Here is a 25010-nt window from a genome sequence, read left to right on the forward strand (position 1 = left end):
AAGAAGGGCAATAATGAATCTAAAATCATTCAAAGAAAATGTAATTCCATCTTTTGAAAAAGAGATGTTGGACTATATAGGGAAAGAGTTAACAAAAAAAGAAAAATTGCATGAAGCGATGTCTTATTCTATAGCGGCTGGCGGAAAAAGAATCAGACCTTTACTTCTTTTAGCAACGATTCAATCATTGGGTGGCGATATAAAAAAAGGCTATGCTGCTAGTGCTGCGTTAGAATTTATTCATACGTATTCTTTGATCCATGATGATTTGCCGGCTATGGATGATGATGATTTACGCAGAGGAAAACCAACAAGTCATATAGTATATGGTGAAGATATCGCGATTTTAGCAGGAGATGCGCTACTGACACAGGCGTTTGAAATAATTGCGGATTCAGATGAGTCATCAGAAAAAAAGGTTAAATTAATAAGTGCATTGGCGAAATCAGCGGGTCCAAAAGGGATGATTTTAGGCCAGATGGCTGATATTCAAGGTGAGAAAAAAAGTTTGAATTTGGAAGAACTGCAATTTATCCATCGAAATAAAACGGGCGAATTATTAAAGTTCCCCATTTACGCAGCTTGTGTAATTGCTGATGCGACGACAGAAATAGAAGAGCAATTGATGGGATATGCTGAACATATCGGATTAGCTTACCAAATCCGCGATGATATTTTAGATGTCATTGGTGATGTAGCAGAAATAGGCAAAAACACTGGAATGGATGAAGCTCATAATAAAAGCACGTATCCTGGTTTGTTGACACTTGAAGGGGCTAAAAAAGCTTTGGCTAAAGAGCTAACAGCAGCAAAAACAAATTTAAATACGGTTGAAAAAATCAGTCAGAATTCAGTTAATCCAATTCAAATTAATTTATTAACAGAAATGATTGATTTGTTGGTGATTGGTTAAAAAGATAGGAGCCCTTACATGAAAAAAGAACGAGTAGATATTCTCTTAGTCGAACAAGGCTTGGTAGAGTCTATCGAAAAAGCAAAAAGTGCAGTTATGGCTGGTCAAGTATACACATCAAAAGAAGAACGAATCGATACTGTTGGGGAAAAATTATCTAGTGATACTCAGCTTCACTTAAAAGGGAAACATTCACGGTACGTGAGTCGTGGTGGTTTTAAATTAGAAAAAGCCATGAAAGTGTTCAATGTTTCTATCACAGACAAAGTCATGCTAGATATCGGCTCTTCTACTGGAGGATTTACAGATGCAGCTTTGCAACATGGGGCTAAATTGAGTTATGCTTTAGATGTAGGGACGAACCAATTAGCATGGAAACTTCGTCAAGATTCGCGGGTAGTTGTCATGGAACAAACCAATTTTAGGTATTGTAAACCAGAAGATTTTTCAAAAGGCAGACCGAATTTATCTTCAATTGATGTTTCGTTTATCTCTTTACGCCTGATTTTACCAGTTTTAAAAAACATTATTGCTTCTGGTGGAGACGTATTGGCTTTAATAAAACCTCAATTTGAAGCTCACCGTGAAGATGTAGGTGAAAAAGGGATCGTAAGTGACCAGCGAGTTCATGAACAAGTTTTGACAGACATGCTTTCATTTGCAATAAGTATTGGGTATGATGTATTGAATTTGACGTTCTCACCGATTACTGGTGGAGAAGGAAATATTGAATTTTTAGCTCATTTAAAATGGAATGATAAAATACAAGGTGAAGTAGCAGAGACTGTGGATATTGAATCAGTTTTAACAGAAGCTTATACCACATTAAAAAAAGAAAAGAAATAAAATAACGAATGTGCTGATTTAACTTAGCACATTCGTATTTTATTTCAACTATTTAAAGCATTCAGTCTAATTTATTTTGTTTTTTCTTTTCTAACTGAAATAAATACGCTATGATAAGAGTATTAAAGGATAATAGTGGTTATGAAAATGAGGTGGAAACATGAAAAAAAGAGAACGTCACCATTTGTTACAAGAGTTGATTAAAGAAAATGTTATTGAAAAACAAGAAGAATTTGTGCGTATATTAGAAGAACGAGGTATAGAAGTCACACAAGCAACTATTTCGCGTGATATTAAAGAATTGCAATTAGTAAAAGTTCCTTCACAAACAGGAGGATACCAATATAGTTTGCCGCCGGACATTCAATATGATACATCAAAAAAATTGGAGCGTTTATTTAAAGATGCTTTTGTTTCAATGGATACGCAAGACTGTTTTCTACTCATTCGAACTATCCCTGGAAATGCATTTGCTCTAGGCAGTTTAATTGACTCTTCAAATTTCGAAAGTGTCTTTGGAGCAATTTCAGGAGATGATACAGTACTAATTATTTGTCGATCACACGAAGAAACATTACAATTAAAAAATCATTTTATACAGTTAATCTAACTTTTAAGAAAGAAGTATTGGAGGCGGAAAACAGTGCTTCAGGAATTAACGATCAAAGATTTTGCAATCATACAAAATTTAAATCTTAGTTTTAATCAGGGTATGACTGTTTTAACCGGAGAAACAGGAGCAGGAAAATCAATCATTATTGATGCTGTTGGATTACTTGCGGGTGGAAGAGGATCTAGCGAATTTATTCGTCATGGTGCGACTAAATGTGTATTAGAAGCTTTGTTTTCACTGGAAGGAAATTCGCTTACTTATGAATTGTTAAAAGCATATGATATCGATAGTGATGAAGAGACTGTTATTATTCAACGAGATATTCATCGCAGTGGAAAAAATGTTTGCCGCATCAATGGTCGCTTAGTAACGATAGCAACATTGCGTTTAATAGGTGAATCTATCATCGATATTCATGGGCAAAATGAGCACCAAGAATTGATGAATCCCGATCGCCATTTAAATATGTTAGATCATTTTGGTGATAAAGAATTGATTGTATTAAAAAATAATTTTAAAGAAACGTATACTCAGTATAAAAAAGTGGAAAAAGCCTTTCATAAATGGCAAAATGGCGAACAACAATTAGCACAGCGTTTGGATATGTTACAGTACCAAACAAATGAAATCGAAATGGCAGAACTTCTTGATGGAGAAGAAGAAGAATTACTAGAAGAAAAAAATCTTTTAGCCAATTACCAAAAAATCATGTCTGCTTTATCGTTGAGTTATGATGCGCTACAAGGAGATGAAGTCAATGGCATTGATTTAGTTGGAAATGCGATGACAGATATGAGCTCTCTAGAAGAGATAGATGAAAAATACAAAACGTTGTCAGAGGCCATTTCAAGTAGTTATTTTCAGCTTCAAGAAGCAGCTAGTGATATTTTAAGAGAAATAGATCAAATGGCTTACGATGAGGACCGACTAAATGAAATTGAAAAAAGGTTGGAAATTATTAAACAATTAAAACGTAAATACGGCGATTCAATTGTGGAAATTAAGGCTTATTATGAAAAAATTACAGCTGAACTAGATCAAATAATGAATCGAGAAAATCATTTAACGAATATGACTAAAGAATTAGCTGTTTTATCTAAAGAACTGGTAAAACAAGGCAAACAACTTTCTGAAAAACGGAGAGGAGTAGCCAAGGATATTGAACGGTCTATTCATGAGCAATTACAAGAACTTTATATGGAAAAAGTAGTCTTTGAAGTTCAATTCTTTAAACCTGTTTATGAATTTTTAAGTGAAGAAGCACATGAATCAGGTTTTGATGTCGTGGAGTTTTATATTGCTACAAATATGGGGGAGCCGTTAAAGCCCTTAGCTAAAGTAGCTTCAGGTGGAGAATTGTCTCGTATGATGTTAGCTATGAAGACCATCTTCTCTAAATCTCAAGGAATCACGAGTATAATATTTGATGAGGTAGATACAGGTGTCAGTGGGCGAGTTGCACAGGCTATTGCAAATAAAATCTATTTAGTAGCTGTTCACTCGCAAGTTTTATGTATCACTCATTTGCCTCAAGTCGCAGCGATGGCAGATAATCATTTGTATATTTCTAAAAGTGTTGAAAACGATCGAACAAAAACGCATGTAACTGCTTTGGAATCTGCAGAAAAGATAGATGAAATTGCACGTATGCTAGCTGGAACTGAGATCACAAAACTAACTTTAGAACATGCAAAAGAATTAACAGTGTTAGCTAAGACAGAAAGACAAAAGCAGAAACAAATGAGTTGAAAAAAGAGTCCGCAATCGATTAGACCTCTAGTCTAATCAATTGCGGGCTCTTTTTTTTTGAGAACCATTCATCATTCATTTTACCAACGAATAGTCTGAAGTAAGTCCATTAAACTATTTTTTTCATTTTCAGTTAGTCCCCAAAAGGCTAATTCGTTTTTGATATCTGCTAATAGACCGTACTCTCGAACAAAACCATTTAGACGTGCCGCGATAGTAGAATCAACGTAGTCAGAATAGGTTGGAAAGAGACTAGTGATAGCTTCAAGTGCTTTAGGATAGCGTTTCAAAAAATATTTTTGATGACGATCTTCGGCTCGATAAAAGGTAGTATAAGGTTGGATTTCTGTTTGTATATCCTTATGGTTAGTATTTTCCCAATCTTTTTTGACTTGTTGGAGTGTCTGGTGTTGTTCAACATTATGATAAAATAAAAGAGAGAGATACTGACGACCTTTATAGTTGCGATCTTTAGCAGCATCATGATTATTCCAAAATAGAGTCAAAATTTCTGAGTAAGAAATAACTTCAGGATCAAAATCAATTTCTACAGTTTCAGTATGGTCTCCTAATAATGTATAGGTAGGGTTTGGTGTGGTTCCACCAGCGTAACCAACACGTGTTCGGATGACTCCTGGTAGATGACCAAAGCGACTGTCTGGTCCCCAAAAACAACCCATACTAAAAGTAGCAGTTTGAATGTTATGTGATCGTCTGTTGAAATTAGTCATAGATTGAACCTCCAAATGTAAAAATAAAAAACCATATGAACCAATTTTACTAAAATTGGTTCATATGGTGAACTTTAATTCATCGTAATGAGTGTATAGAGAGCTGTTACAAAGCCTGAACCTAGTATAGCAATAAGCATGACCCAGACAAATACTTTTGTAAACCGTTGAGTTTTAGAAACTTTTTTTTTATCTTTTGTAGCCACTATGTGACCCCCACTTTCAAACGTATATTTATTATAGTTTACAACAAATAATAGGAAGGAAGCAAGAGTGTATCAAAAATAATCTTTTTTTCTTAATATCCAAACAGTAAGGATACAAATAACGATAATAATTAAATTAAGTATCCAAAAAGCACCAGGTGTGTTCTCGAATGGTAAAGAAACATTCATCCCCCAGATTGCTCCAATAATATTTGGTATTGTTAAAACGATTGTAATTGAAGTTAGAACTTTCATAATGTTATTTAAGTTGTTTGAGATAACAGAAGAAAAAATGGCACTAATTTGTTCTAACATTCGATTAGATTGACGTATCATAGCTTCTGCTTGTTGGTTTTCAACAACTACATCATGCAAAAATGAAAGACTTTTTTTATTTTGATTGAAACGCTCAATATTTTTGAGATGTTTAAAGATGGGATGATTGCTATCGATCGCAGAATCAAAATAAACTAAACTTTTTTGTAGAGCCATTAAAGAAAAAAGCTGACGATTATTGGTTGTTTTTGTTAAATTATCTTCCAATCTTTCAATTTTAGAATTGATTTCTTTTAAATAGAAAATGTAATCTGAAGAAATATGCCAAGCAATATCTAGTAAAAAACGTTCTTGGTCAGAACTATCACTTGGGTAGTTCGGTTTATTTGTAATCATATTTGAAATGAAATCGGGTGTTTGGACAGTAGCTGTAATAATTGTGTGTGCTGTTAAGATTACGGCTAAAGGTCTAGTAACGTATTCACTGTCGCTTAGTCCGTTAGTCACTTTTAAAGGGTAAAGAAACATAGCTAATGAAGAACTTTCCCTTTCTTCCATTTCTAAATTTTCGTATCTTGACACTTCATCTGGATCTAGCACACCTGTAAGGTAATCTCTTGGAAAACCAAAATGATGAACAACTTTGTCAATTTCATCATCTGTTGGATCAGAAAGGTGTAGCCATTCTGCATGAGTAAAATCAATGTCATGAGTAATTTTACCTTGGTTTGTAGTGTAATAGGACTGAATCATAGCAAACGCTCCTTAAAATAAAATTAATAGAAAATACAAGTAAAAAGTAGAGACTACCTTATTACTTAGTTTACACTAATTTGGAATAAAAAAGAAAAAAAGAGAGATTAATAACCAAGAATGGGAGATAGTTTAGTTAAATGTTGTATATTTTTTTATAAATGGATATATTAAAGGAAACGACTTTTAATTTCCTTCTTTTTTTGCTAGGATAGTAAGGAACGAAGAAATACCATTTAAATAAAATTAGTTTTTAATTGAAAGGGGTTTAAATAGATATGAGTAAGCAACAAATTGGTGTAGTTGGAATGGCTGTTATGGGGAAAAATTTAGCTTTAAATATTGAGAGCAGAGGATATTCCGTATCGGTTTATAATCGAACAACTTCTAAAACAGAAGATGTTATTGCAGAAAATCCTGATAAAAACTTAGTATTAACTCGTACAGTTGAAGAATTTGTAGATTCACTTGAAAAACCAAGACGTATTTTGTTAATGGTGCAAGCAGGTAAAGGAACAGATGCAACGATTCAATCTTTACTGCCACATCTTGATGAAGGAGATGTGCTAATTGATGGAGGAAATACGTTCTTTAAAGATACGATTCGTCGTAGTGAAGAATTAGCTGAATCAGGCGTAAACTTTATTGGTACAGGTGTTTCTGGTGGAGAAGAAGGAGCTTTAAAAGGGCCAGCAATTATGCCTGGTGGACAAAAAGAAGCATACGATTTAGTAGCTCCTATTCTTGAACAAATCGCAGCAGTAGCTGAAGACGGCGAAGCATGTGTGACGTATATTGGACCAAATGGAGCAGGACATTATGTTAAAATGGTCCATAATGGTATTGAATATGGGGATATGCAATTAATTGCTGAATCTTATCACTTGTTGCGCAATGTTGCTGGTTTATCAGTTGAAGAAATAGCTGAAGTATTTGCTGAATGGAACAAAGGCGAATTGGATAGTTTCTTAATCGAAATTACCGCAACTGCTTTAACTAAAAAAGATCCGGAAACTGGTAAACCTATGGTCGACATCATTTTAGACCGTGCTGGAAATAAAGGTACCGGTAAATGGACATCACAAAGTGCATTAGATTTAGGTGTTCCACTTCCATTAATCACAGAATCTGTTTTTGCACGTTATATTTCAGCATTGAAAGAAGAACGTGTTGAAGCAAGTAAAGTATTACCAAAACCAGCTAGTTACTCATTTGATGGAGATAAAGCTGAGTTAGTTGAAAAAATTAGACAAGCCTTATACTTCAGTAAAATCATGAGCTATGCTCAAGGATTTGCACAAATGCGTACAGCGAGTGAAGAGTATGACTGGAACTTGCAATACGGCGAAATAGCTAAAATCTTCCGTGCTGGTTGTATCATCCGTGCTCGCTTCTTACAAAAAATCACGGATGCTTATAATCGTAAATCAGACCTTAAAAACTTAATGTTAGATGAGTACTTTATGGATATCACTAAAAACTATCAAGATTCTGTTCGTGATATTATTGGTATTGCTGTTAAATCAGGCGTTCCTATTCCAACATTTTCTTCAGCTATCGCTTATTATGATTCTTACCGTACAGCAGATCTGCCTGCCAATATTATCCAAGCACAGCGGGATTATTTTGGAGCACACACTTACGAAAGAACAGATAAAGCAGGAACATTCCATTTTGATTGGTATGGAAATGAAGGAGAAGAACAACTTTAATTTATAATTTTTTATGGGAAAAAAAGAGACTAATCTAGTCTCTTTTTTTGTATGCAAAAAGTCAATATTAATTTTAAAATGACTTAATATAACAGACAACTGTCTAATTGCTTAAATATTTCTTAAATGTAAGTTTCAAGGTTCTCATTTATTTTTAATTTATGGTAAGATGATAACGGACACATTAAAAATTGATTGTGAAAAACTTTTTATCGTGGTATCGTAACAAGAGCGAAATAGAAAAATAGTGACTTTAGAGGAGCAGGTGTGCAATAAAATGAATAATATTTTAATTATTGAAGATGAAAAAAATCTAGCTCGTTTTGTAGAACTAGAACTGAAACACGAAGGCTATGCAACAGAGGTTCGTTATAATGGGCGTACTGGATTAGAAGCAGCAGTTGCAGAGGATGCACATTGGGATGTTATTTTATTAGACTTAATGTTACCTGAATTAAATGGCATAGATGTTTGTCGTCGTATTAGACAAGTAAGCAATGTACCAATTATTATGATGACGGCTAGAGATTCTGTTATTGATCGAGTATCTGGACTAGATCACGGTGCAGATGACTATATCGTAAAACCATTTGCTATTGAAGAATTATTAGCGAGATTACGTGCTTTATTCCGTCGTATTGAAATTGAAAGTGAACAAAATATCACGAAGCAAACGACAGTTACGTATAGAGATTTAACGGTTGAGAAAGAAAACCGTGTTGTACGCCGTGGAGAAGAAGTTATTGAATTAACAAAACGTGAGTATGAATTGCTATTAGAATTAATGGAAAACGTAAATGTCGTTTTAGCACGTGATGTATTGTTAAATAAAGTATGGGGATACGAAACAGAAGTTGAAACGAATGTGGTAGATGTTTACATTCGTTACTTGCGTAATAAAATTGATGTTCCTAACGTTGACAGTTATATTCAAACTGTTCGTGGTACAGGTTACGTGATGCGTTCGTGAAATTCCCGTTTTATAACAAAAAAAAGGATAGAAAAAAAAGAAAACGGCTTTCACTAAAATGGAAGTGGACTATTGGGGCTACACTTGCAATATTTCTAACGTTTTCGATTTTTTCTATTGCGATTTTTGTAGGTTTTAGACAAATTATGTTTACCCAAGAAGAAGAGAACTTCAGAGAAGTTCTCTTTGGAGCGTCCAGTCGTTTGGTGGATGAAAATAAACTAACGGATAGTGACTCAACAGCTTTGTCAAAAGCAACTGTCTACTCCGCGTTTAATCCTTCCTATTCTCCTGATTTCATGGAGCTAAAAGAGAAGTATGATCAACGAAATACAACTTTTGAAGATTCTGGAAATTATCAAGATACTTTATATGCTAAGATGAATGAAGAAGATGTGATTGTAAAAGTCTACACTCCAACATCTCGTTTGCTTTTTGAGTCTAAATTAGGTGATTTTTCTTTTGAAAAGAGTTCGGAACCGGTCATTAAGATGATAGAAGTAAACGGTGAAGAAGGTTATTATGGAGTCACGCCTGTTGTTTCTGATGAAACGAATCAAATCATTGGGTATGTGCAAGTTATCGATGGGATGACGGATTATCATAAGATGATCGATGTCACAATCATCAGCTTGGTTTCAATGGGTTTTGCGGCACTTATTTTTAGTGGTATTTTAGGTTATTTATTGGCATCTAATTTTTTGAAACCAATAAAAAATATTACGAATACTATGAATGATCTTCGTCAAGATACGCAATCCACTTCCAGAATTGAAGTGGATGAAGGAAACGATGAATTAGACCATCTTTCAATGGTATTTAATGATATGTTAGATAAGATGCAGAAATACATTGAGCAGCAAAAACAATTTGTAGAAGATGTTTCTCATGAACTAAGAACGCCAGTCGCTGTTATGGAAGGACATTTGAAGTTATTAAATCGATGGGGCAAAGAAGATCCAGAAATACTTGATGAATCTCTTGCTGCTTCGTTACAAGAGATTACCCGAATGAAAAGTTTGGTTCAAGAAATGCTTGATTTATCTAGAGCTGAACAAGTTGAAATCCATTATAAAAACGAAAAAACAGCTATCAAGCCTGTTATTCATCAAACATACAATAACTTTATCCTCATTCATCCGGACTTTACGTTTATTTTAGACGATGATATCTACGATGATGTTTATGTTTCAATTTACCGAAATCATTTGGAACAAATTTTAGTTATCCTATTAGATAATGCCGTGAAATATTCTACTGATCGTAAAGAAGTTCATATCTCCGTTTCAACCGATGACAGAGAAGTTCAAATTGCCATTCAAGATTTTGGTGAAGGTATGACTCATGAAGATACAGAAAAGATTTTCAATCGTTTTTATCGTATCGATAAAGCGCGTAGCCGGCATAAAGGCGGAAACGGACTTGGATTATCGATTGCAAAAGAATTGTTAAATGGGTATAACGGAAATATTACAGTTGAAAGTGTCCTCGACTATGGAACGATATTTAGAATATCATTGCCTATCTATAGAGAAGAAATTTAATAAAAAAAATACCTGTTCTCAAATGAGAGCAGGTATTTTTTTTGCTAGTTTAACGTTTTTTTTGTTGTTTGCCAGCATTTCTTCCATTTGCATTCTTTCTATTAGAAGAATGAGTTAAAACTTTCGTCTGTTGTTCAACAGGTTCAGCTTGTTTAATCGTCCGTTTAGGCTTAGCAGGACGATTTCTAGCTTCTTCTTCAAGTTGAGCTTTTATTCTTGGTTTGAAGATAAAGTTGGTAATAATCGTTTGGAAAACTGCAAAAATTCCTCCGACAAACCAATACAATCCTAATCCAGCAGGAGAAGTAAAGGAAACCATTAAAATCATGATTGGACTAACGTACATCATTGTACGCATTTGTTTCTTCTGTTCATCTGGAAGTCCAATCATAGAAACATACGATTGAACAAAATAAACGGCACCAGCTGCAATAGCAAGAGCGATATTTTGATTTCCTAAACTAAAGCCTAAGAAAGTACTATTGCTTATTTCGGTAGATAAATTGATTGCTTGGAACATGGCTGTAAAGACAGGCATTTGAATCAGTAATGGTAAACAACCGATTCCTCCCAGCATACTCATGTTATTATCTTTATATAAACTCATAAGTTCTTGTTGAGCAGCAGCTTTTTCTTCAGCAGTAACAGCAGCTTTTTGTTTCTTTTGAACTTCATCCATCTCAGGTTTGATTAAAGCCATTTTTTCTTGTTGGATAATCGATTTTTTAGATTGACTTAAGTTTAAAGGCATAATAATTAAACGAACAGCTAACGTAATAGCGATAATAGACAGTCCATAACTACCTTCAAAAAAATCAGCCAATTGGATGATAACTTGTTGTGTTGGAACGACTAAAAACTGATAGATTATACCACTAGGATTACCATCTGAGTCATGACCCATACAACCAGACAAGAAAACCACTACGCTTAAAAGCGTTCCTGATAAAAGTAATTTTTTGAAATTTTTCATTGTTCACAATCCTTCATTTTTATTAAATTAAGTAACATTACTTACTATACAGGATTAGTATCCGTTTTTCAATTGCTTATTGTGAACTTGTCTCTAGTTGGAATTGAAGCAAGTTCTTCTATTGCGATAGAATCAACATTGCCGCTTGGGGAAGGTGAATTTCTTATTTTTTCTATAAATTGGTCGATTTTATCTGGCTCTCCGTTAGCTTCTATATAGACGCTTCCATCTGATTCATTTCGAACAATTCCATAGACACCGATCTGATCCGCTACTAATTTAGTTGAGTAACGGAAGCCAACACCTTGTACCAACCCAAATACATGAATAGAAACTTTTTTCATAGAAATCCCTCCATTAGTGGAATCTTCAATAGAAGACTCGATTGTTTTGTTTTGTGGAAAAAGAAACTGTTTAAGCAATCGGAAAAAAATGGTCATATTAGCACTTCCTCTTCCGAAAAAGTTACTTGTTTAGTTTATTTTAACGATTGTGTTTAATGGGGTCAATCATTCTTTAGTCTGAGTATAAGAAAAAAGAGCAGACTTTTGGTATTGTTGCATTGAGTATAAAGATAATTTACAATGAATGCACAGCATTTCATATAGTGAAAAAAGAGGAATGATGAGCTGTTTTAAGAAAGGAACGATCATGAAAACATTAATTATTGCCGAAAAACCAAGTGTAGGAAAAGAAATTGCACGAGTACTCGGAGCCACTCAAAAAAGCAAGACCCATATTGAAGGAAAAGACGTCATTGTAACTTGGGCATTGGGACATTTATTAGGATTGAAAATGCCAGAAGAGTATAAAAAAGAATGGGCGACTTGGGATTTAAATACACTGCCACTTATCCCAGAAAAAATGTTAACTACACCGTTAAAAAATACAAGAAGTCAATTAAAAGCCATCAAGCAGCTAGCTGATCGAAAAGACATTGGTTCAGCAGTTATTGCTACCGATGCTGGACGAGAGGGAGAATTAGTTGCACGATGGATATTAGAGTATGTCCACTTTAATAAACCGATAAAAAGATTATGGATTTCTTCGCAAACCGATAAGGCGATAAAAGAAGGTTTTAATCAATTACAACCAAGTAAAAAATACGATACATTATATGATTCTGCTGTTGCACGTTCAGAGGCCGATTGGTTGATAGGTTTGAATGTTACTAGAGCATTGACAGTAAAGTATCAAGATAGTTTATCTGCTGGACGCGTCCAAACCCCAACGCTAGCCATGGTACGCAAACAAGAGGCTAAAATACAATCGTTTGTACCTGAAACTTTCTATACTGTTCAGCTAGTGATTGATGGAAAAAAAGCAACAATACAAGATAGTGCGCTCCGTAAATTTAGTGAACGACAAAAAGCGGAAGATCTAGTAGCTTCTTTAAAAAATAAATCAGTAATCGTTAAGGAAATAAAAGAAAAACAATCTATTCAACAGGCCCCATTGCCTTATGATTTGACTGAACTTCAACGTGAAGCGAATTTACGTTATCAATTTTCAGCTAAGAAAACACTTAGTTTAATGCAAACATTATATGAACGCCATAAAGTACTTTCTTATCCAAGAACAGACTCAAAATATTTAACGCAAGACATGATTGGAACGATGAAAGAAAGAGTAGCGGCCATTCAAAATTTTGCACCTGATGAAGTAAAAGGTATTCTGAAAAGAGGGGCTCAGGTAACTCAAAAAGGCGTATTCAATACTGCAAAAGTAACCGATCATCATGGGATTATTCCTACTGAAGAACGTCCACGTCCAGAAAAAATGGAAGCAGATGAGTTGAAAATTTATCGCATGGTTGTCGAACGATTTATAGGACTCTTTTTACCCGCTTATAACGTTTCTAAAACAACCATAGTGTTCTCCGCGGCTACTACCTTATTTAGTCTGCAACAAGAAGAAGTGATTGAAAAGGGATGGAAAAAAGAAGTCCAAAAACAATCAGAAAAGGGTTATCAATTAAATGAACAACTAACTCAGCCAACTTATACAATTCAAATGCAATTGACAGAAGCTCCAGCTCGCTTATCAGAAGGTACACTTCTTCAGAATATGGAGAAAAACGGATTAGGAACACCGGCTACGCGTGCTGAAATTATTGAAAAGTTGATTAAAAGCGACTTAATGGAACGGAATCAAAACAAATTAAGTACAACACCTAAAGGGCAACAATTATTAACGTTAGTCAATCCCGCATTGGTGACTCCAGAGCTCACAAGGAAATGGGAGGAAGCATTAGAGGAAATTGCAAAAGGAACGTTAAAGAAAGAAGTGTTCTTAAAACAAATAAAAAATGAGACGGCTCGATTAGTAACTGAAATAAAAAATAGCACAGAAACATATAAGGACCATGCATTAACAACTAAAATTTGCCCGGATTGTGGTGAACTATTGAAAGAACGTAGTGGCCGTGATGGGAAAATGCTTATTTGTAGTAGTACAACGTGTTCATATAAACGAAGAAAAGACCCAAAAGTATCGAATCATCGATGTGCACAATGTCATCGTAAAATGGAAATCCATGAAGGGAAAAATGGAAATTATTTTAAATGCAAATACTGTAACATTACTGAAAAAATAGAAGGTAAGAGCAGTAAGAAGCCTAGTAAGCATGAAACAAGTAAGTTGATGAAAAAAATAAATAAACAAGAAGAAGTTGAAAGTCCACTAGCTTTGGCTATGAAAGCTGCTATGGAAAGAAAAGGCAATTAAAAAATAGTCCCAGTAAAGGATGAAATCAGGCAATAATGATTTCATCCTTTACTGCATTCCGTTTAAATCAAATTTTGTGTATAATTAAAGAGAGGTGTAAGGAGGGAAGAAAATCGTGGCAGTGAAAAAAAAGAACAATACTACTAATAAGAACGCAAATTATCGTCTTTCTTTTGAAATTATCGGCTTGATTTTTATTATTCTAAGTGTTTTTTCAGCTTCACAAACAGGTTTTGCGGGAATATTTAGTGCAAATCTTTTTCGTTTCTTTGTAGGCAATACTTATACAGTAGCGGCTATTTTAGTAGGCGTTTATGGCGCGTACTTGGTTTTTAAAGGTAAAGAGCCTTATTTTAAAAATAAACGAATCATGGGTTTTTTACTTATTTACAGTAGCCTATTATTAGTTTTGCATGCCCGGTTATTTGCTCCTATTATCCATGGAGATATGAATGTGATTTCTGCTACGTTCCGTTTTTTTATAACCGATATGGCGAATAATGAAATCACTCAATCACTTGGAGGAGGAATGATTGGTGCCGTTTTTTATTCAGCTAGCTATTTCTTATTCTCACAATGGGGTACCTATTTTATAGCAGGACTAGGTTTTTTCTTCGGTATATTTTTACTGTTTCAGTTATCATTTAAATCATTTTTGAAAAATAGTGGTCAGTTGTTAGCTAGTATTTGGCAAAGATTATGGACAACAATGATAAAGTTAAAAAACTTTATGCTGCAGAGGATAAATAATATAAAAAAATCAGCTGAAATAACAGATCCAAAAAAGGATAAAAAAGAGACGAAAGAAAAGAAAAATAAAGTAAAAATAGGATCAACTAATGATGCACAAGAAGAGCCAGTTAATAAGGGTAAGAATGAACAGTTGCAGCTAGAAATCGACAATTATCAGAGTCGTGTTGAGAAACCTATCCCAGAAAAAACAGCGGGGGATGTTCTAGAAGATAGTGAAGGAGAAACAATCGATTTTGAAATAGGAGCTGAAAGAGAAAACAAAGATTATCAGTTGCCGCCTTCGTATTTATTAAATGAAATACCACAAAATGACCAAACTAATGAGTATGCTCTTATACAAAAAAATGTTCAAAAATTAGAAAAAACATTTAAAAGTTTTGGAGTCGATGCAAAAGTTACCAAAGCCAATTTAGGTCCAGCTGTAACAAAATATGAAGTTCAGCCAGCCATTGGTGTGAAGGTAAGCAAAATTGTCAGCCTTAGTGATGACATTGCATTAGCACTAGCTGCGAAAGATATTCGAATCGAAGCTCCTATTCCGGGGAAATCTTTTATAGGGATTGAGGTTCCAAATAGTGAAGTAAGTTTAGTTTCTTTTAGAGATGTAATTGAAGGGCAAGTTAACAATAAAGAAAAAATGTTAGAAGTACCGCTTGGCAGAGATATCTCCGGCAATATTACGATGGCTGATCTATCTAAAATGCCTCACTTGCTTGTTGCAGGGTCTACCGGTAGCGGGAAATCGGTTTGTATTAACGGTATTATTACTAGCTTATTGATGAAAGCTAAACCAAATGAAGTGAAATTAATGATGATAGATCCTAAAATGGTTGAATTGAATGTTTATAATGGGATTCCACATTTGTTGACACCAGTCGTAACCAATCCTAAAAAAGCAGCTCAAGCATTACAAAAAGTCGTTACTGAAATGGAAAGAAGATACGAACTATTTGCTGCCAGTGGAATGCGTAATATCACTGGATACAATCAGCATTTAAAAACACATAATGAAGAAAATGGCGAAAATTATCCGACATTGCCTTTTATAGTGGTAATTGTCGATGAGTTAGCCGACTTAATGATGGTAGCTAGCAATGAAGTTGAAGATGCAATCATTCGGTTAGCTCAAATGGCTCGGGCTGCAGGAATTCATATGATTTTAGCAACTCAAAGACCCAGTGTAGATGTTATCACGGGTATTATTAAAGCTAATGTACCTTCACGAATTGCATTTGCAGTTTCTAGTGGTGTCGATTCTAGAACAATCATAGATGGCAGTGGAGCAGAAAAATTATTAGGTAGGGGAGATATGTTATTCTTACCAATGGGTGAAAATAAACCAGTTCGTGTGCAAGGTGCGTTTATTTCAGATGAAGAAGTTGAACATATTGTAACATTCGTAACGGATCAACAGGGAGCAAATTATGTAGAAGAAATGATGCCGACTGAAGAGCCTAAAACGACGCAAAACGAGGTCCAAGACGAAGTTTATGAAGATGCTGTAGCATTAATCGTTGAAATGCAGACAGCTAGTATTTCGCTGTTGCAACGTCGATTTAGAATTGGATACAACCGAGCTGCTCGTCTAATTGATGAGATGGAAATGCGTGGTATTGTTGGTCCATCTGAAGGAAGCAAACCTCGTAAGGTAAATATTACTCAACTTGCTAGTGAAGATCATTTGGCTGATACAGAAATAGAACAGTAGTAAAAAAAGCATCTATTAAGTTGATTTCTTAATAGATGTTTTTTTTACTAATCATTCTTTAAGTCAAGCTTTATGCTTAAAGCCAAACAAAATTGATTGCAACATATTAAAGATAGATTAAAAACTGAACAATTTTTAACTAAAACGTTTTCAATAATCACATTTAGTGTTTATCTTTTTAAATAAAGATGGTACTATAAATGCGAGGATGAATTAATGACACATTGATTCGTACTAAAAAAATATTGGGGGTTTTTTGAGTGAAGAGTAGAAATTTTAAGAGTCTATTGACTCTAGGTCTATTATCAAGTTTAACGTTGGCTGCATGTGGAGCTGATGAAGGAAGCGATACTGCTTCATCATCAGGTTCAAAAGAAGATTATTCAATTATTATGGTTACTGACGTAGGTGGAGTTGATGATAAATCTTTTAACCAATCTGCTTGGGAAGGCATGGAAGCTTGGGGAGAAGAACACGGACTTGAAAAAGGACCAGATGGATACAACTACATTCAATCAGATGAAGATTCTCAATTTGTTACAAACTTAAATACAGCTGTAAATAACAATTTTGATTTGATTTTTGGGATTGGATTCAAGTTACAACCAGCAATGACAGATGTCGCTGCACAAAAACCTGATCAAAAATTTGTAATTATTGATGACCAAATTAAAGCAGATAATGTTGCATCTGTATTGTTTAAAGATCATGAAGCTGCATTTTTAGCAGGTGTTGCTGCTGCTGAAACAACTGAAACAGACCATGTTGGATTTATTGGTGGACAAGAAAGTGCTGTTATTGACCGTTTTGAAGCTGGTTTCGTAGCCGGTGTTAAACAAGTTAATCCAGACATTAAAATTGATGTTGAATATGCAGGCTCATTTGGAGATGCTGCTCTTGGTAAACAATTAGCAGCTGCAATGTATAGTTCAGGAGCAGATATTATTTATCATGCATCTGGTGATACAGGTAATGGTGTATTCTCAGAAGCTATTGACCGCATGAATTCTAATCCAGATCAAAAACTTTGGGTAATCGGAGTTGACCGTGATCAAACTGCTGAAGGTGAATACGATGGCGGAAACTTAACACTTACTTCAACACTTAAAGGTGTAGGTCAAGCTGTTCAAGATATCGCAAATGCATCAATGGAAGGCAACTTCCCAGGCGGAGAAGTCAGCAACTTTGGTTTAGCTGAAGATAGTGTTGGGATTACTGATGGAGCATTATCAGAAGACGTAATCAAATCAGTAGAAGATTACAAACAACAAATTATTGATGGAGACATCACAGTTCCAGAAGCACCATAAGTATATTCTGCATTAAACAGTTGTTTAAGAGATAGGATAAGGTGAAAGGGCCGGATATTTATATTCCGGTCTTTTCCTATCTTTGGAGTTATCTAATACTTTTTTGTATTTGCATTTATATTATTCAATTAAAATTAAAAAAGAAAAGTTGATAACTACTTGTCTGTCTAACAACTATAATAGATAATGAATTCAGTAATATAAAAGGAGTGAAACCATCGTGGCAGAATCAGTAAACGTCATTGAAATGAAGGGCATTACGAAACAGTTTGGTACTTTCAAAGCGAATGACAATATTAATTTGCAACTTAAAAAGGGAGAAATACATGCTCTTTTAGGAGAAAATGGTGCAGGGAAGTCCACTTTAATGAATATTCTTTCAGGGTTATTAGAACCTTCTTCTGGAGAAATTTTAGTGAACGGACAGGTGGTAAACATAAGTTCACCTAGTGTAGCAAACAAATTAGGTATTGGAATGGTTCACCAACATTTTATGTTAGTGAAAAAATTTACCGTAACTGAAAATATCATTTTAGGAATGGAACAAACAAAAAATGGTTTTTTAGATAGAGAAACGGCTAAAAAAGATATAAAAGAGTTATCTGAAAAATATGGCTTGCTTGTTGATCCTAGTGCAAAAGTAGAATCTATTTCAATTGGCATGGAGCAAAGGGTAGAGATCTTAAAAACACTTTATCGCGGAGCAGACATTTTAATATTTGATGAACCAACTGCAGTATTGACTCCTCAAGAAATTGATGAACTGATAAGTATAATGAGAGCCCTAACAAAAGAAGGGAAATCAATCATCTTAATCACACATAAACTTGACGAAATTAAAGCTGTTGCTGACCGTTGTACGGTTATACGCCGTGGGAAAAGTATTGATACAGTCGATGTCTCAGTAACTTCTCCTCAAGAATTAGCAGATATGATGGTTGGACGTTCTGTTTCCTTTAAAACACAAAAAAAGGCTTCACAACCAAAAGAAACTGTTTTGTCTATCGAGAACCTTACTGTTAAAGAAAATCGTGGATTAGATGCAGTTAAAGGATTGAACTTAGAAGTACGAGCTGGTGAAGTTGTAGGTATAGCCGGAATCGACGGAAATGGTCAAAGTGAATTGATTCATGCGATAACAGGATTAACTAAGGTTGAAAGTGGAAAAATCACTTTAAATGAGCAAGAAATTCAAAATAAAACACCTCGTAAAATTACCGAATTAGGCTTAGGGCATATTCCTGAAGACCGTCATAAATATGGTTTAGTTTTACCGATGTCATTAGAAGAGAATATCGCATTACAAACTTATTATAAAAAACCTTTAAGTAAAAATGGTATTTTAAATCAAAAAGAAATCAAAAAATTTGCATTAAAATTAATTGAAGAATTTGATGTACGGACACAAAATGAAACAACTCCTGCTGGATCGTTGTCTGGTGGTAACCAACAAAAAGCGATTATTGCTAGAGAAATCAGTCGTGATCCGTCATTACTGATTGCTGCTCAACCAACTCGTGGACTTGATGTAGGAGCAATTGAATACATTCACTCACGTTTAATTGAACAACGCGACAATGGTAAAGCGGTCTTGTTAATGAGTTTTGAATTGGATGAAATTTTAAACGTCTCCGATCGAATCGCTGTTATGTACGAAGGCAATATTGTAGCCATTGTAGATCCTAAAGAAACAACTCAACAAGAACTTGGCTTATTAATGGCAGGTACTTCTTTAGAACAAGCTCGCTCTTTGATCAAACAAGGAAAAGGAAAGGAGAGTGTTCGAATTGACTAATAGAAAAGATACGCTAAATAATTTATTAGTGCCACTACTATCTGTGGTTATGGGATTTGTATTGGGTGCTATTATCATGGTTATCTTTGGATACAATCCAATTGATGGTTATTCAGCAATGATAAACGGTGCTTTTGGATCATCATTTTATATTGGTGAAACATTAAGACAAGCGACACCGCTTATTCTAACAGCCTTGGGTTTTTCTGTGGCGTACAATGCGGGATTCTTTAACATTGGGGTTGCAGGACAAGCTTTGCTAGGATGGTTATGTTCTGTCTGGGTAGCTAATATCTTCTCAGATCTACCTGGTTTAATTTTACTTCCTTTAAGCATATTAGGAGGAGTATTAGCTGGTGCACTTTGGGCCGGAATTGCTGGTTTTTTAAGAGCCTATTTTAACACTAGTGAAGTTATTGTCACAATTATGTTGAACTATACGGCTCTATATACAACAAATTACTTGATCCGTAACGTATTAACTGATTCAGCAGACGCAACTCCTCGTATTTCAGAGGGTGCTAGTTTAAGAGCAGGATGGTTAACCGAGCTAACGAGTAACTCTACTCTTCATGCTGGTATCTTTATTTCATTAGCTATGGCTATTATTGTATGGTTCTTAATGAAAAAGACAACATCTGGGTTTGAAATCAGAACCGTTGGATTAAATCCTAGTGCTGCTGAATATGCTGGTATGAGTTCTAAACGAACAATTATCATTTCAATGCTAATCAGTGGTGGTTTAGCTGGTTTAGGCGGCGTAATGGAAGGTCTTGGGAATTTCCAAAACATTTTTACTCAAGGTGCAATGCCAACCATTGGATTTGATGGGATGGCTGTAGCTTTGCTAGGATTAAGTAATCCTGTAGGGATTATCTTCTCAGCTATTTTGTTTGGGGCATTGAAAATTGGTGGAAATAGTATGCCAATGATTTCAGGAGTACCAACTGAAGTTGTAGATATTGTAATCGCATCTATTATTTTCTTCGTAGGGGCTAATTACTTAATTCGCTATTTTATTGATAAACGAGCAAGAGTAAACAAAGGAGGAGTGAAATAAGATGGATATCGTACAATTGCTTCAACTCATTGTTTCATCATCACTTGTTTATTCAGCTCCTATTGTGTTAACAGCCCTTGGTGGAACATTCTCTGAGCGTAGTGGTGTTGTTAACGTAGGTCTAGAAGGAATAATGGTTATGGGTGCCTTTAGTTCTATTGTATTTAACTTAACCTTTGCGAGTGCTTTTGGGGATATGACTCCTTGGATTTCAGCTCTAATTGGTGGATTAGTGGGTGTGGTTTTTTCATTAATCCATGCAGTAGCGACAGTTAATTTAAGAGCAGATCACATTATTTCTGGTACAGTTATCAACTTAATGGCTCCAGCTTTAGCCATCTTCTTTACACGAGTATTGTATAGTGGAGCTGGACAAACAGACCGAATTACAGAAAGTTTTGGTAAAGTAACGATTCCTTTATTAAATCGTATTCCAATCATTGGCGATATCTTCTTTAAAGGAACTTCAGCTCCAGCTTTTGCAGGTATTTTAATTGCAATTATTTGCTGGGTAGTGCTCTTTAAAACACGTTTTGGCTTACGCCTAAGATCTGTGGGAGAACATCCTCAAGCAGCGGATACATTAGGAATTAATGTTTACTTAATGAAATATGCAGGTGTAATGCTATCTGGTTTACTAGGTGGTATGGGAGGAGCGATTCAAGCTCAGTCTATCTCATTAAGTTTCCAAGCTTCAACGATTGCGGGACAAGGGTTTATCGCAATGGCAGCAATGATATTTGGTAAATGGAATCCTCTTGGTGCAATGGGAGCAGCTATATTCTTTGGTTTTGCTCAAAGTCTAGGGGTTATTGGAAACTATATACCAATCATCCAAGATATTCCAAGTGTATGGCTACAAATCGCACCATACGTGATCACTATTATTGTATTGGTCGGAGTAATTGGTAAATCTGAAGGACCAGCAGCAGGCGGTAAAACATATATTAAATCAAAATAAGCCACATTTTGGCAACAACGGACTTCTATGTCCGTTGTTGCTTTCTTTTTTTTACTTTTTATTTTAAGATAGATACTGAACGTTTTTTTAAGTTAGAGGAGGAATAAATTATGTCCATTCAATTAAATGAAGGGGTCCATTTGCATGTACTCCCCACCAAGAAATACAAAACAATTCGAATAATGTTGAAATTTCGTGCACCGTTAAATAAGAAAACCGTTACAAAGCGAGCTATGTTAGCAAATTTATTAGAAACAAATAGTAAAAAGTACCCGACTCAAACAGCATTAAGAAGTGCTCTTTCCAATATGTATGGAGCTAGCTTTGGAACAGGCGTAAGCAAAAAAGGAAATACGCATATCCTATCAATGAGTATAAATTTAGTCAATGAAAAGTATCTTTCAAAAGGAGACAATGTTTTGCAAGAAAGTATCGACTTTTTGAAAGAAATAATTTTCCAACCAAATGTAACAGATGGACAGTTTAATGATAAAACCTTTAAGAGAGAAAAAGCGAATTTAGTCGATTATTATGATTCACTTTTTGATGACAAACAAACTTATGCTAGTCTTGCATTGCAAGAGCTCTTTTTTGAAAATGTGGATCAACAAACGCCAAGTGTAGGTTCGAAAGAAGATTTGGAAGAAATATCAGCTGCATCGCTATATGAGTATTATCAAGATGTATTAAATCATGATAAGGTGGATATTTATGTCCTAGGTGATGTTGATGAAAATGAAATTCGGTCTGCTTTTAAGCAATTTGAGTTTGCTCCTCGCAAAGTATTGAAATCAAGTAGTTTCTACAATGAACCAGCAGCTAACGAAGTTGAAAATAAGACGGAGCAACAAGAAATAACCCAAGCTAAATTTAATTTGGGTTATACAACAGCGATTTTTTACCACGATCCACTGTATTATGCTGCACAAGTCTTCAATGGTTTATTCGGTGGTTTTCCGCATTCGAAATTGTTTATGAACGTGCGTGAGAAAGAAAGTTTAGCTTATTATGCTTCTAGCTCTATGGACACATTCAGAGGCATGATGACTGTTCAAACTGGTATTGATGGTCAAAAAGTTGATCAAGTTAGAGAAATAATTGCTCTACAATTGAAAGAGATGCAGGCTGGTAACTTTACAGATGAAGCTATTTCTCAAACGAAAGAAATGTTGAAAAATCAACTATTTCAATCAGAAGATAATGCTGGTGCCGTTATTGAGCGTATCTATGCGTTAGAATTAGCTAAAGAAACGATTCTTTCAATCGACGAGTGGGTAGCTAGAATTGAAAAAGTTACAAAAGAAGATATTATTGAAGTGGCCAACAAAGTGAAATTAAAAGCAACATTCTTTTTAACAGCGGAGGCGAAATAATGGATAAAAAAATTTATGAACAATTACAAGAAACGATTTATACAGAAACGCTTGAGAACGGCTTACGAGTAACTTTATTACCAAAAAATGACTTTCATAAGACATATGGCTTATTTTCTACGAATTTTGGTTCAATCGACAATCAATTCGTTCCTCGTGGGAAAACAGAAATGATTACAGTTCCAGATGGCATCGCTCATTTTTTAGAACACAAACTGTTTGAAAAAGAAGATGGAGATGTATTTAATACTTTTGGTCGACTAGGTGCGTCAGCTAATGCTTTTACAAGTTTCACTAAAACAGCTTATCTATTTTCTAGTACGAACCATGTTTCAGAAAGTTTGAATACTTTATTAGATTTTGTTCAAGAGCCTTATTTTACAGATGCAACGGTCAATAAAGAAAAAGGTATTATTGCTCAAGAAATTCAAATGTATGAAGACGAACCAGACTGGCGTTTGTATTTTGGCGTTTTAGGCAATATGTATCCTAAACACCCATTGCATATCGATATTGCTGGAACAGTAGATAGTATCATGGACATTACGCCTGAATTATTATACGAAAATCACGCAACTTTTTATCATCCAAGTAATATGAGCTTATTTGTAGTAGGAAAATTAGATCCTGAAGAAACGATGCAGTTGATTCGAGAAAACCAATCAAAGAAAGAATTTTTGCCAGTTGAACCAATTGAACGTATTTTTCCCGAAGAAACCATACAAGATATTAAACCATATGACTTTATTCAAATGTCAGTTAATCGTCCAAAAAGTATTGTTGGCGTAAAAGGGGTAACTGAGATACCGAGTGGTGTAAAAGCTTTAGCATACAAAACGACAATGGATCTATTATTGACATTATTGTTTGGTCCTACATCAGCGAATTATTTGAATCTATATGATAAAGGAATAATAGATGATAGTTTCTCTTATGAATTTAATTTAGACCGTACTTTCCATTTTGTTGACATTGGTGGAGATACGAAAGATTCTGTTGTTTTTAGTGATGAAATTAAAAAAATATTGCTAGATGCTAAAAATAGCTCAGAGCTAACAGAAGAAAATCTAACGATTGTAAAAAAACGAATGATTGGTCAAGAATTGCAGTCTTTAAATTCTTTAGAATATATTGCTAATCAATTTAGTCAACCTTCATATGGCGAGGCAACTTTATTTGATGTTGTTCCTATCATTGAAAGTGTTACATTGACAGAGATAAAAAAAGCAGCTGATGAATTTATGGTTGAAGATCATATGACCACATTCCATATTTTGCCAAAAGGAGAGAATGAGGCGTGAAATTTGCGTTGATTATGGGAGCAAGCGGCGATATTGGTAAAGGCATTGCACAAGAAATGGCTGAAAAAGGTTGGTCACTTTATTTGCACTATCATTCCAATCCTAAGAGTGTAGAGGAACAAATACGCAACTATCAAATGGATTATCCCAAACAAGATTTTTTTGCGTTGCCTCTAGATATGACTGAAGAAGAAGGGATTTCTCTTTTTCTTCAATCCATCTATCAGTTAGATGTAGTTGTTTTTGCTAGTGGTTTTACTACCTATCAATTATTGACAGAGATTTCTTCAACGGATATGGATCGTATGTGGAGAGTACACGTTAAAACGCCCGTTTTATTGGTTCAACACTTGCAAGATAAGCTAGCTCATTCAACACATGGCAGAATTATTTTTATCAGTTCTATCTATGGGGAAATAGGGAGCGCAATGGAAGTTTTTTACAGCACAACAAAAGGTGCTCAATTAGCCTTTGTTAAAGCTTATAGTAAAGAAGTGGCCAGCTTAGGGATAACAGTGAACGCTATTTCTCCTGGAGCTATTGCCACTAAAATGAATCAAGACTTTACTCCAGCTGAAGTAGAAGAATTGGAAAGTGAAATTCCATTAGGTCGACTAGGAAATGTCTCTGAAATCAGTTTTTGGGTCACTCAATTAGTCGATAAAAGAAGTGCGTATATGACGGGACAATCAATTGTTGTCAGTGGTGGCTGGTTAAAGTAGAAAGATACTATTCT

General features: G+C 34.8%; 21 protein-coding genes. 16 read left to right on the forward strand and 5 right to left on the reverse strand.

Going from position 1 to position 25010, the window contains the following annotated elements; translation table 11 throughout:
* The first annotated feature begins 13 nt into the window (after positions 1-13).
* From BP18_RS03030 to recN, 4 genes are all read left to right on the forward strand, one after another.
* Positions 14-913 (forward strand): polyprenyl synthetase family protein, encoded by a 900-nt coding sequence (locus BP18_RS03030; protein ID WP_035050319.1) that lies wholly within the window; start codon positions 14-16, stop codon positions 911-913.
* 18 nt (positions 914-931) lie between these two features.
* Positions 932-1759, forward strand: coding sequence for a TlyA family RNA methyltransferase (locus tag BP18_RS03035; protein ID WP_007722248.1), 828 nt, complete (start codon positions 932-934; stop codon positions 1757-1759).
* A gap of 160 nt (positions 1760-1919) precedes the next feature.
* Positions 1920-2369 carry an arginine repressor gene (gene argR / locus BP18_RS03040; protein WP_007722247.1) on the forward strand — a complete coding sequence of 150 codons (450 nt, stop codon included), beginning with the start codon at positions 1920-1922 and terminating at the stop codon, positions 2367-2369.
* A 33-nt stretch (positions 2370-2402) separates the two neighbouring features.
* Positions 2403-4121 carry a DNA repair protein RecN gene (gene recN, locus BP18_RS03045; protein WP_029276349.1) on the forward strand — a complete coding sequence of 573 codons (1719 nt, stop codon included), beginning with the start codon at positions 2403-2405 and terminating at the stop codon, positions 4119-4121.
* An 80-nt stretch (positions 4122-4201) separates the two neighbouring features.
* Here recN and msrA read toward each other — a convergent pair whose 3' ends face one another.
* The 3 genes from msrA to BP18_RS03055 form a co-directional block, all read right to left on the reverse strand.
* The gene (msrA, locus tag BP18_RS03050) at positions 4202-4852 is read right to left on the reverse strand and encodes a peptide-methionine (S)-S-oxide reductase MsrA (RefSeq protein WP_029276351.1); all 651 of its coding nucleotides are present in this window, start codon (positions 4850-4852) and stop codon (positions 4202-4204) included.
* A gap of 74 nt (positions 4853-4926) precedes the next feature.
* Positions 4927-5058: a DUF4044 domain-containing protein gene (locus tag BP18_RS12400; RefSeq protein WP_007722242.1), complete on the reverse strand. Its 132-nt coding sequence runs from the start codon at positions 5056-5058 to the stop codon at positions 4927-4929.
* Between the two features lie 72 nt (positions 5059-5130).
* Positions 5131-6087: a magnesium transporter CorA family protein gene (locus BP18_RS03055; RefSeq protein ID WP_029276353.1), complete on the reverse strand. Its 957-nt coding sequence runs from the start codon at positions 6085-6087 to the stop codon at positions 5131-5133.
* 278 nt (positions 6088-6365) lie between these two features.
* Between BP18_RS03055 and gndA the strand changes: the two genes are divergently transcribed.
* The 3 genes from gndA to BP18_RS03070 all read left to right on the forward strand — a co-directional run bounded on the left by gndA (position 6366) and on the right by BP18_RS03070 (position 10313).
* Positions 6366-7799, forward strand: coding sequence for an NADP-dependent phosphogluconate dehydrogenase (gndA, locus tag BP18_RS03060; protein ID WP_007722238.1), 1434 nt, complete (start codon positions 6366-6368; stop codon positions 7797-7799).
* A 277-nt stretch (positions 7800-8076) separates the two neighbouring features.
* Positions 8077-8769, forward strand: coding sequence for a response regulator transcription factor (locus BP18_RS03065; RefSeq protein ID WP_007722236.1), 693 nt, complete (start codon positions 8077-8079; stop codon positions 8767-8769).
* A gap of 146 nt (positions 8770-8915) precedes the next feature.
* The gene (locus BP18_RS03070) at positions 8916-10313 is read left to right on the forward strand and encodes a sensor histidine kinase (protein WP_051669206.1); all 1398 of its coding nucleotides are present in this window, start codon (positions 8916-8918) and stop codon (positions 10311-10313) included.
* Between the two features lie 49 nt (positions 10314-10362).
* Here the strand turns inward: BP18_RS03070 and yidC are convergent, their stop codons facing one another.
* Complete coding sequence (yidC, locus tag BP18_RS03075) at positions 10363-11286, reverse strand: membrane protein insertase YidC (protein WP_035050321.1); 924 nt, start codon at positions 11284-11286, stop codon at positions 10363-10365.
* Between the two features lie 68 nt (positions 11287-11354).
* Positions 11355-11630, reverse strand: a complete 276-nt coding sequence (locus tag BP18_RS03080) for an acylphosphatase (protein ID WP_029276360.1) — start codon at positions 11628-11630, stop codon at positions 11355-11357.
* A gap of 307 nt (positions 11631-11937) precedes the next feature.
* Here BP18_RS03080 and BP18_RS03085 point away from each other — a divergent pair, with 307 nt between their 5' ends.
* The 9 genes from BP18_RS03085 (at position 11938) to ymfI (ending at position 24996) form a co-directional block, all read left to right on the forward strand.
* Positions 11938-14013: a DNA topoisomerase 3 gene (locus BP18_RS03085; protein ID WP_029276362.1), complete on the forward strand. Its 2076-nt coding sequence runs from the start codon at positions 11938-11940 to the stop codon at positions 14011-14013.
* 115 nt (positions 14014-14128) lie between these two features.
* On the forward strand, positions 14129-16474 hold the full coding sequence (locus BP18_RS03090; RefSeq protein WP_051926200.1) for a DNA translocase FtsK: 2346 nt from the start codon (positions 14129-14131) through the stop codon (positions 16472-16474).
* Between the two features lie 260 nt (positions 16475-16734).
* A complete protein-coding gene (locus tag BP18_RS03095; protein WP_029278207.1) occupies positions 16735-17784 on the forward strand; it encodes a BMP family lipoprotein in 1050 nt (349 codons plus the stop codon).
* A gap of 247 nt (positions 17785-18031) precedes the next feature.
* The gene (locus BP18_RS03100) at positions 18032-19579 is read left to right on the forward strand and encodes an ABC transporter ATP-binding protein (RefSeq protein ID WP_035019391.1); all 1548 of its coding nucleotides are present in this window, start codon (positions 18032-18034) and stop codon (positions 19577-19579) included.
* A complete protein-coding gene (locus tag BP18_RS03105; RefSeq protein WP_007722217.1) occupies positions 19572-20639 on the forward strand; it encodes an ABC transporter permease in 1068 nt (355 codons plus the stop codon). Before BP18_RS03100 ends, BP18_RS03105 begins: the two co-directional genes overlap by 8 nt.
* 1 nt (position 20640) lies before the next feature.
* Positions 20641-21600: an ABC transporter permease gene (locus tag BP18_RS03110; RefSeq protein ID WP_007722215.1), complete on the forward strand. Its 960-nt coding sequence runs from the start codon at positions 20641-20643 to the stop codon at positions 21598-21600.
* Between the two features lie 110 nt (positions 21601-21710).
* Entirely contained in the window at positions 21711-22973 is a 1263-nt protein-coding gene (yfmF, locus tag BP18_RS03115; RefSeq protein WP_029278204.1) for an EF-P 5-aminopentanol modification-associated protein YfmF, read from the forward strand.
* A complete protein-coding gene (gene yfmH / locus BP18_RS03120) occupies positions 22973-24274 on the forward strand; it encodes an EF-P 5-aminopentanol modification-associated protein YfmH (RefSeq protein ID WP_007722211.1) in 1302 nt (433 codons plus the stop codon). The genes yfmF and yfmH overlap by 1 nt, the downstream gene beginning before the upstream one ends.
* Positions 24271-24996: an elongation factor P 5-aminopentanone reductase gene (gene ymfI / locus BP18_RS03125; protein ID WP_007722209.1), complete on the forward strand. Its 726-nt coding sequence runs from the start codon at positions 24271-24273 to the stop codon at positions 24994-24996. The genes yfmH and ymfI overlap by 4 nt, the downstream gene beginning before the upstream one ends.
* Positions 24997-25010 lie beyond the last annotated feature (14 nt).

It is taken from the genome of Carnobacterium jeotgali MS3 (assembly GCF_000745125.1).
Taxonomy (GTDB): Bacteria; Bacillota; Bacilli; order Lactobacillales; family Carnobacteriaceae; genus Carnobacterium_B; species Carnobacterium_B jeotgali.

What these genes read in the sequence shown, in the direction of transcription:
- BP18_RS03085 (WP_029276362.1), top strand. Translation starts at nt 11,938, where the DNA reads ATGAAAACATTAATTATTGCCGAAAAACCAAGTGTAGGAAAAGAAATT.
- BP18_RS03080 (WP_029276360.1), bottom strand. Translation starts at nt 11,630, where the DNA reads ATGAAAAAAGTTTCTATTCATGTATTTGGGTTGGTACAAGGTGTTGGC.
- yfmH (WP_007722211.1), top strand. Translation starts at nt 22,973, where the DNA reads ATGGATAAAAAAATTTATGAACAATTACAAGAAACGATTTATACAGAA.
- BP18_RS03065 (WP_007722236.1), top strand. Translation starts at nt 8,077, where the DNA reads ATGAATAATATTTTAATTATTGAAGATGAAAAAAATCTAGCTCGTTTT.
- BP18_RS03055 (WP_029276353.1), bottom strand. Translation starts at nt 6,087, where the DNA reads ATGATTCAGTCCTATTACACTACAAACCAAGGTAAAATTACTCATGAC.
- argR (WP_007722247.1), top strand. Translation starts at nt 1,920, where the DNA reads ATGAAAAAAAGAGAACGTCACCATTTGTTACAAGAGTTGATTAAAGAA.
- msrA (WP_029276351.1), bottom strand. Translation starts at nt 4,852, where the DNA reads ATGACTAATTTCAACAGACGATCACATAACATTCAAACTGCTACTTTT.
- yfmF (WP_029278204.1), top strand. Translation starts at nt 21,711, where the DNA reads ATGTCCATTCAATTAAATGAAGGGGTCCATTTGCATGTACTCCCCACC.
- BP18_RS03100 (WP_035019391.1), top strand. Translation starts at nt 18,032, where the DNA reads ATGAAGGGCATTACGAAACAGTTTGGTACTTTCAAAGCGAATGACAAT.
- gndA (WP_007722238.1), top strand. Translation starts at nt 6,366, where the DNA reads ATGAGTAAGCAACAAATTGGTGTAGTTGGAATGGCTGTTATGGGGAAA.
- BP18_RS03070 (WP_051669206.1), top strand. Translation starts at nt 8,916, where the DNA reads ATGTTTACCCAAGAAGAAGAGAACTTCAGAGAAGTTCTCTTTGGAGCG.
- BP18_RS03035 (WP_007722248.1), top strand. Translation starts at nt 932, where the DNA reads ATGAAAAAAGAACGAGTAGATATTCTCTTAGTCGAACAAGGCTTGGTA.
- BP18_RS03030 (WP_035050319.1), top strand. Translation starts at nt 14, where the DNA reads ATGAATCTAAAATCATTCAAAGAAAATGTAATTCCATCTTTTGAAAAA.
- yidC (WP_035050321.1), bottom strand. Translation starts at nt 11,286, where the DNA reads ATGAAAAATTTCAAAAAATTACTTTTATCAGGAACGCTTTTAAGCGTA.
- BP18_RS03110 (WP_007722215.1), top strand. Translation starts at nt 20,641, where the DNA reads ATGGATATCGTACAATTGCTTCAACTCATTGTTTCATCATCACTTGTT.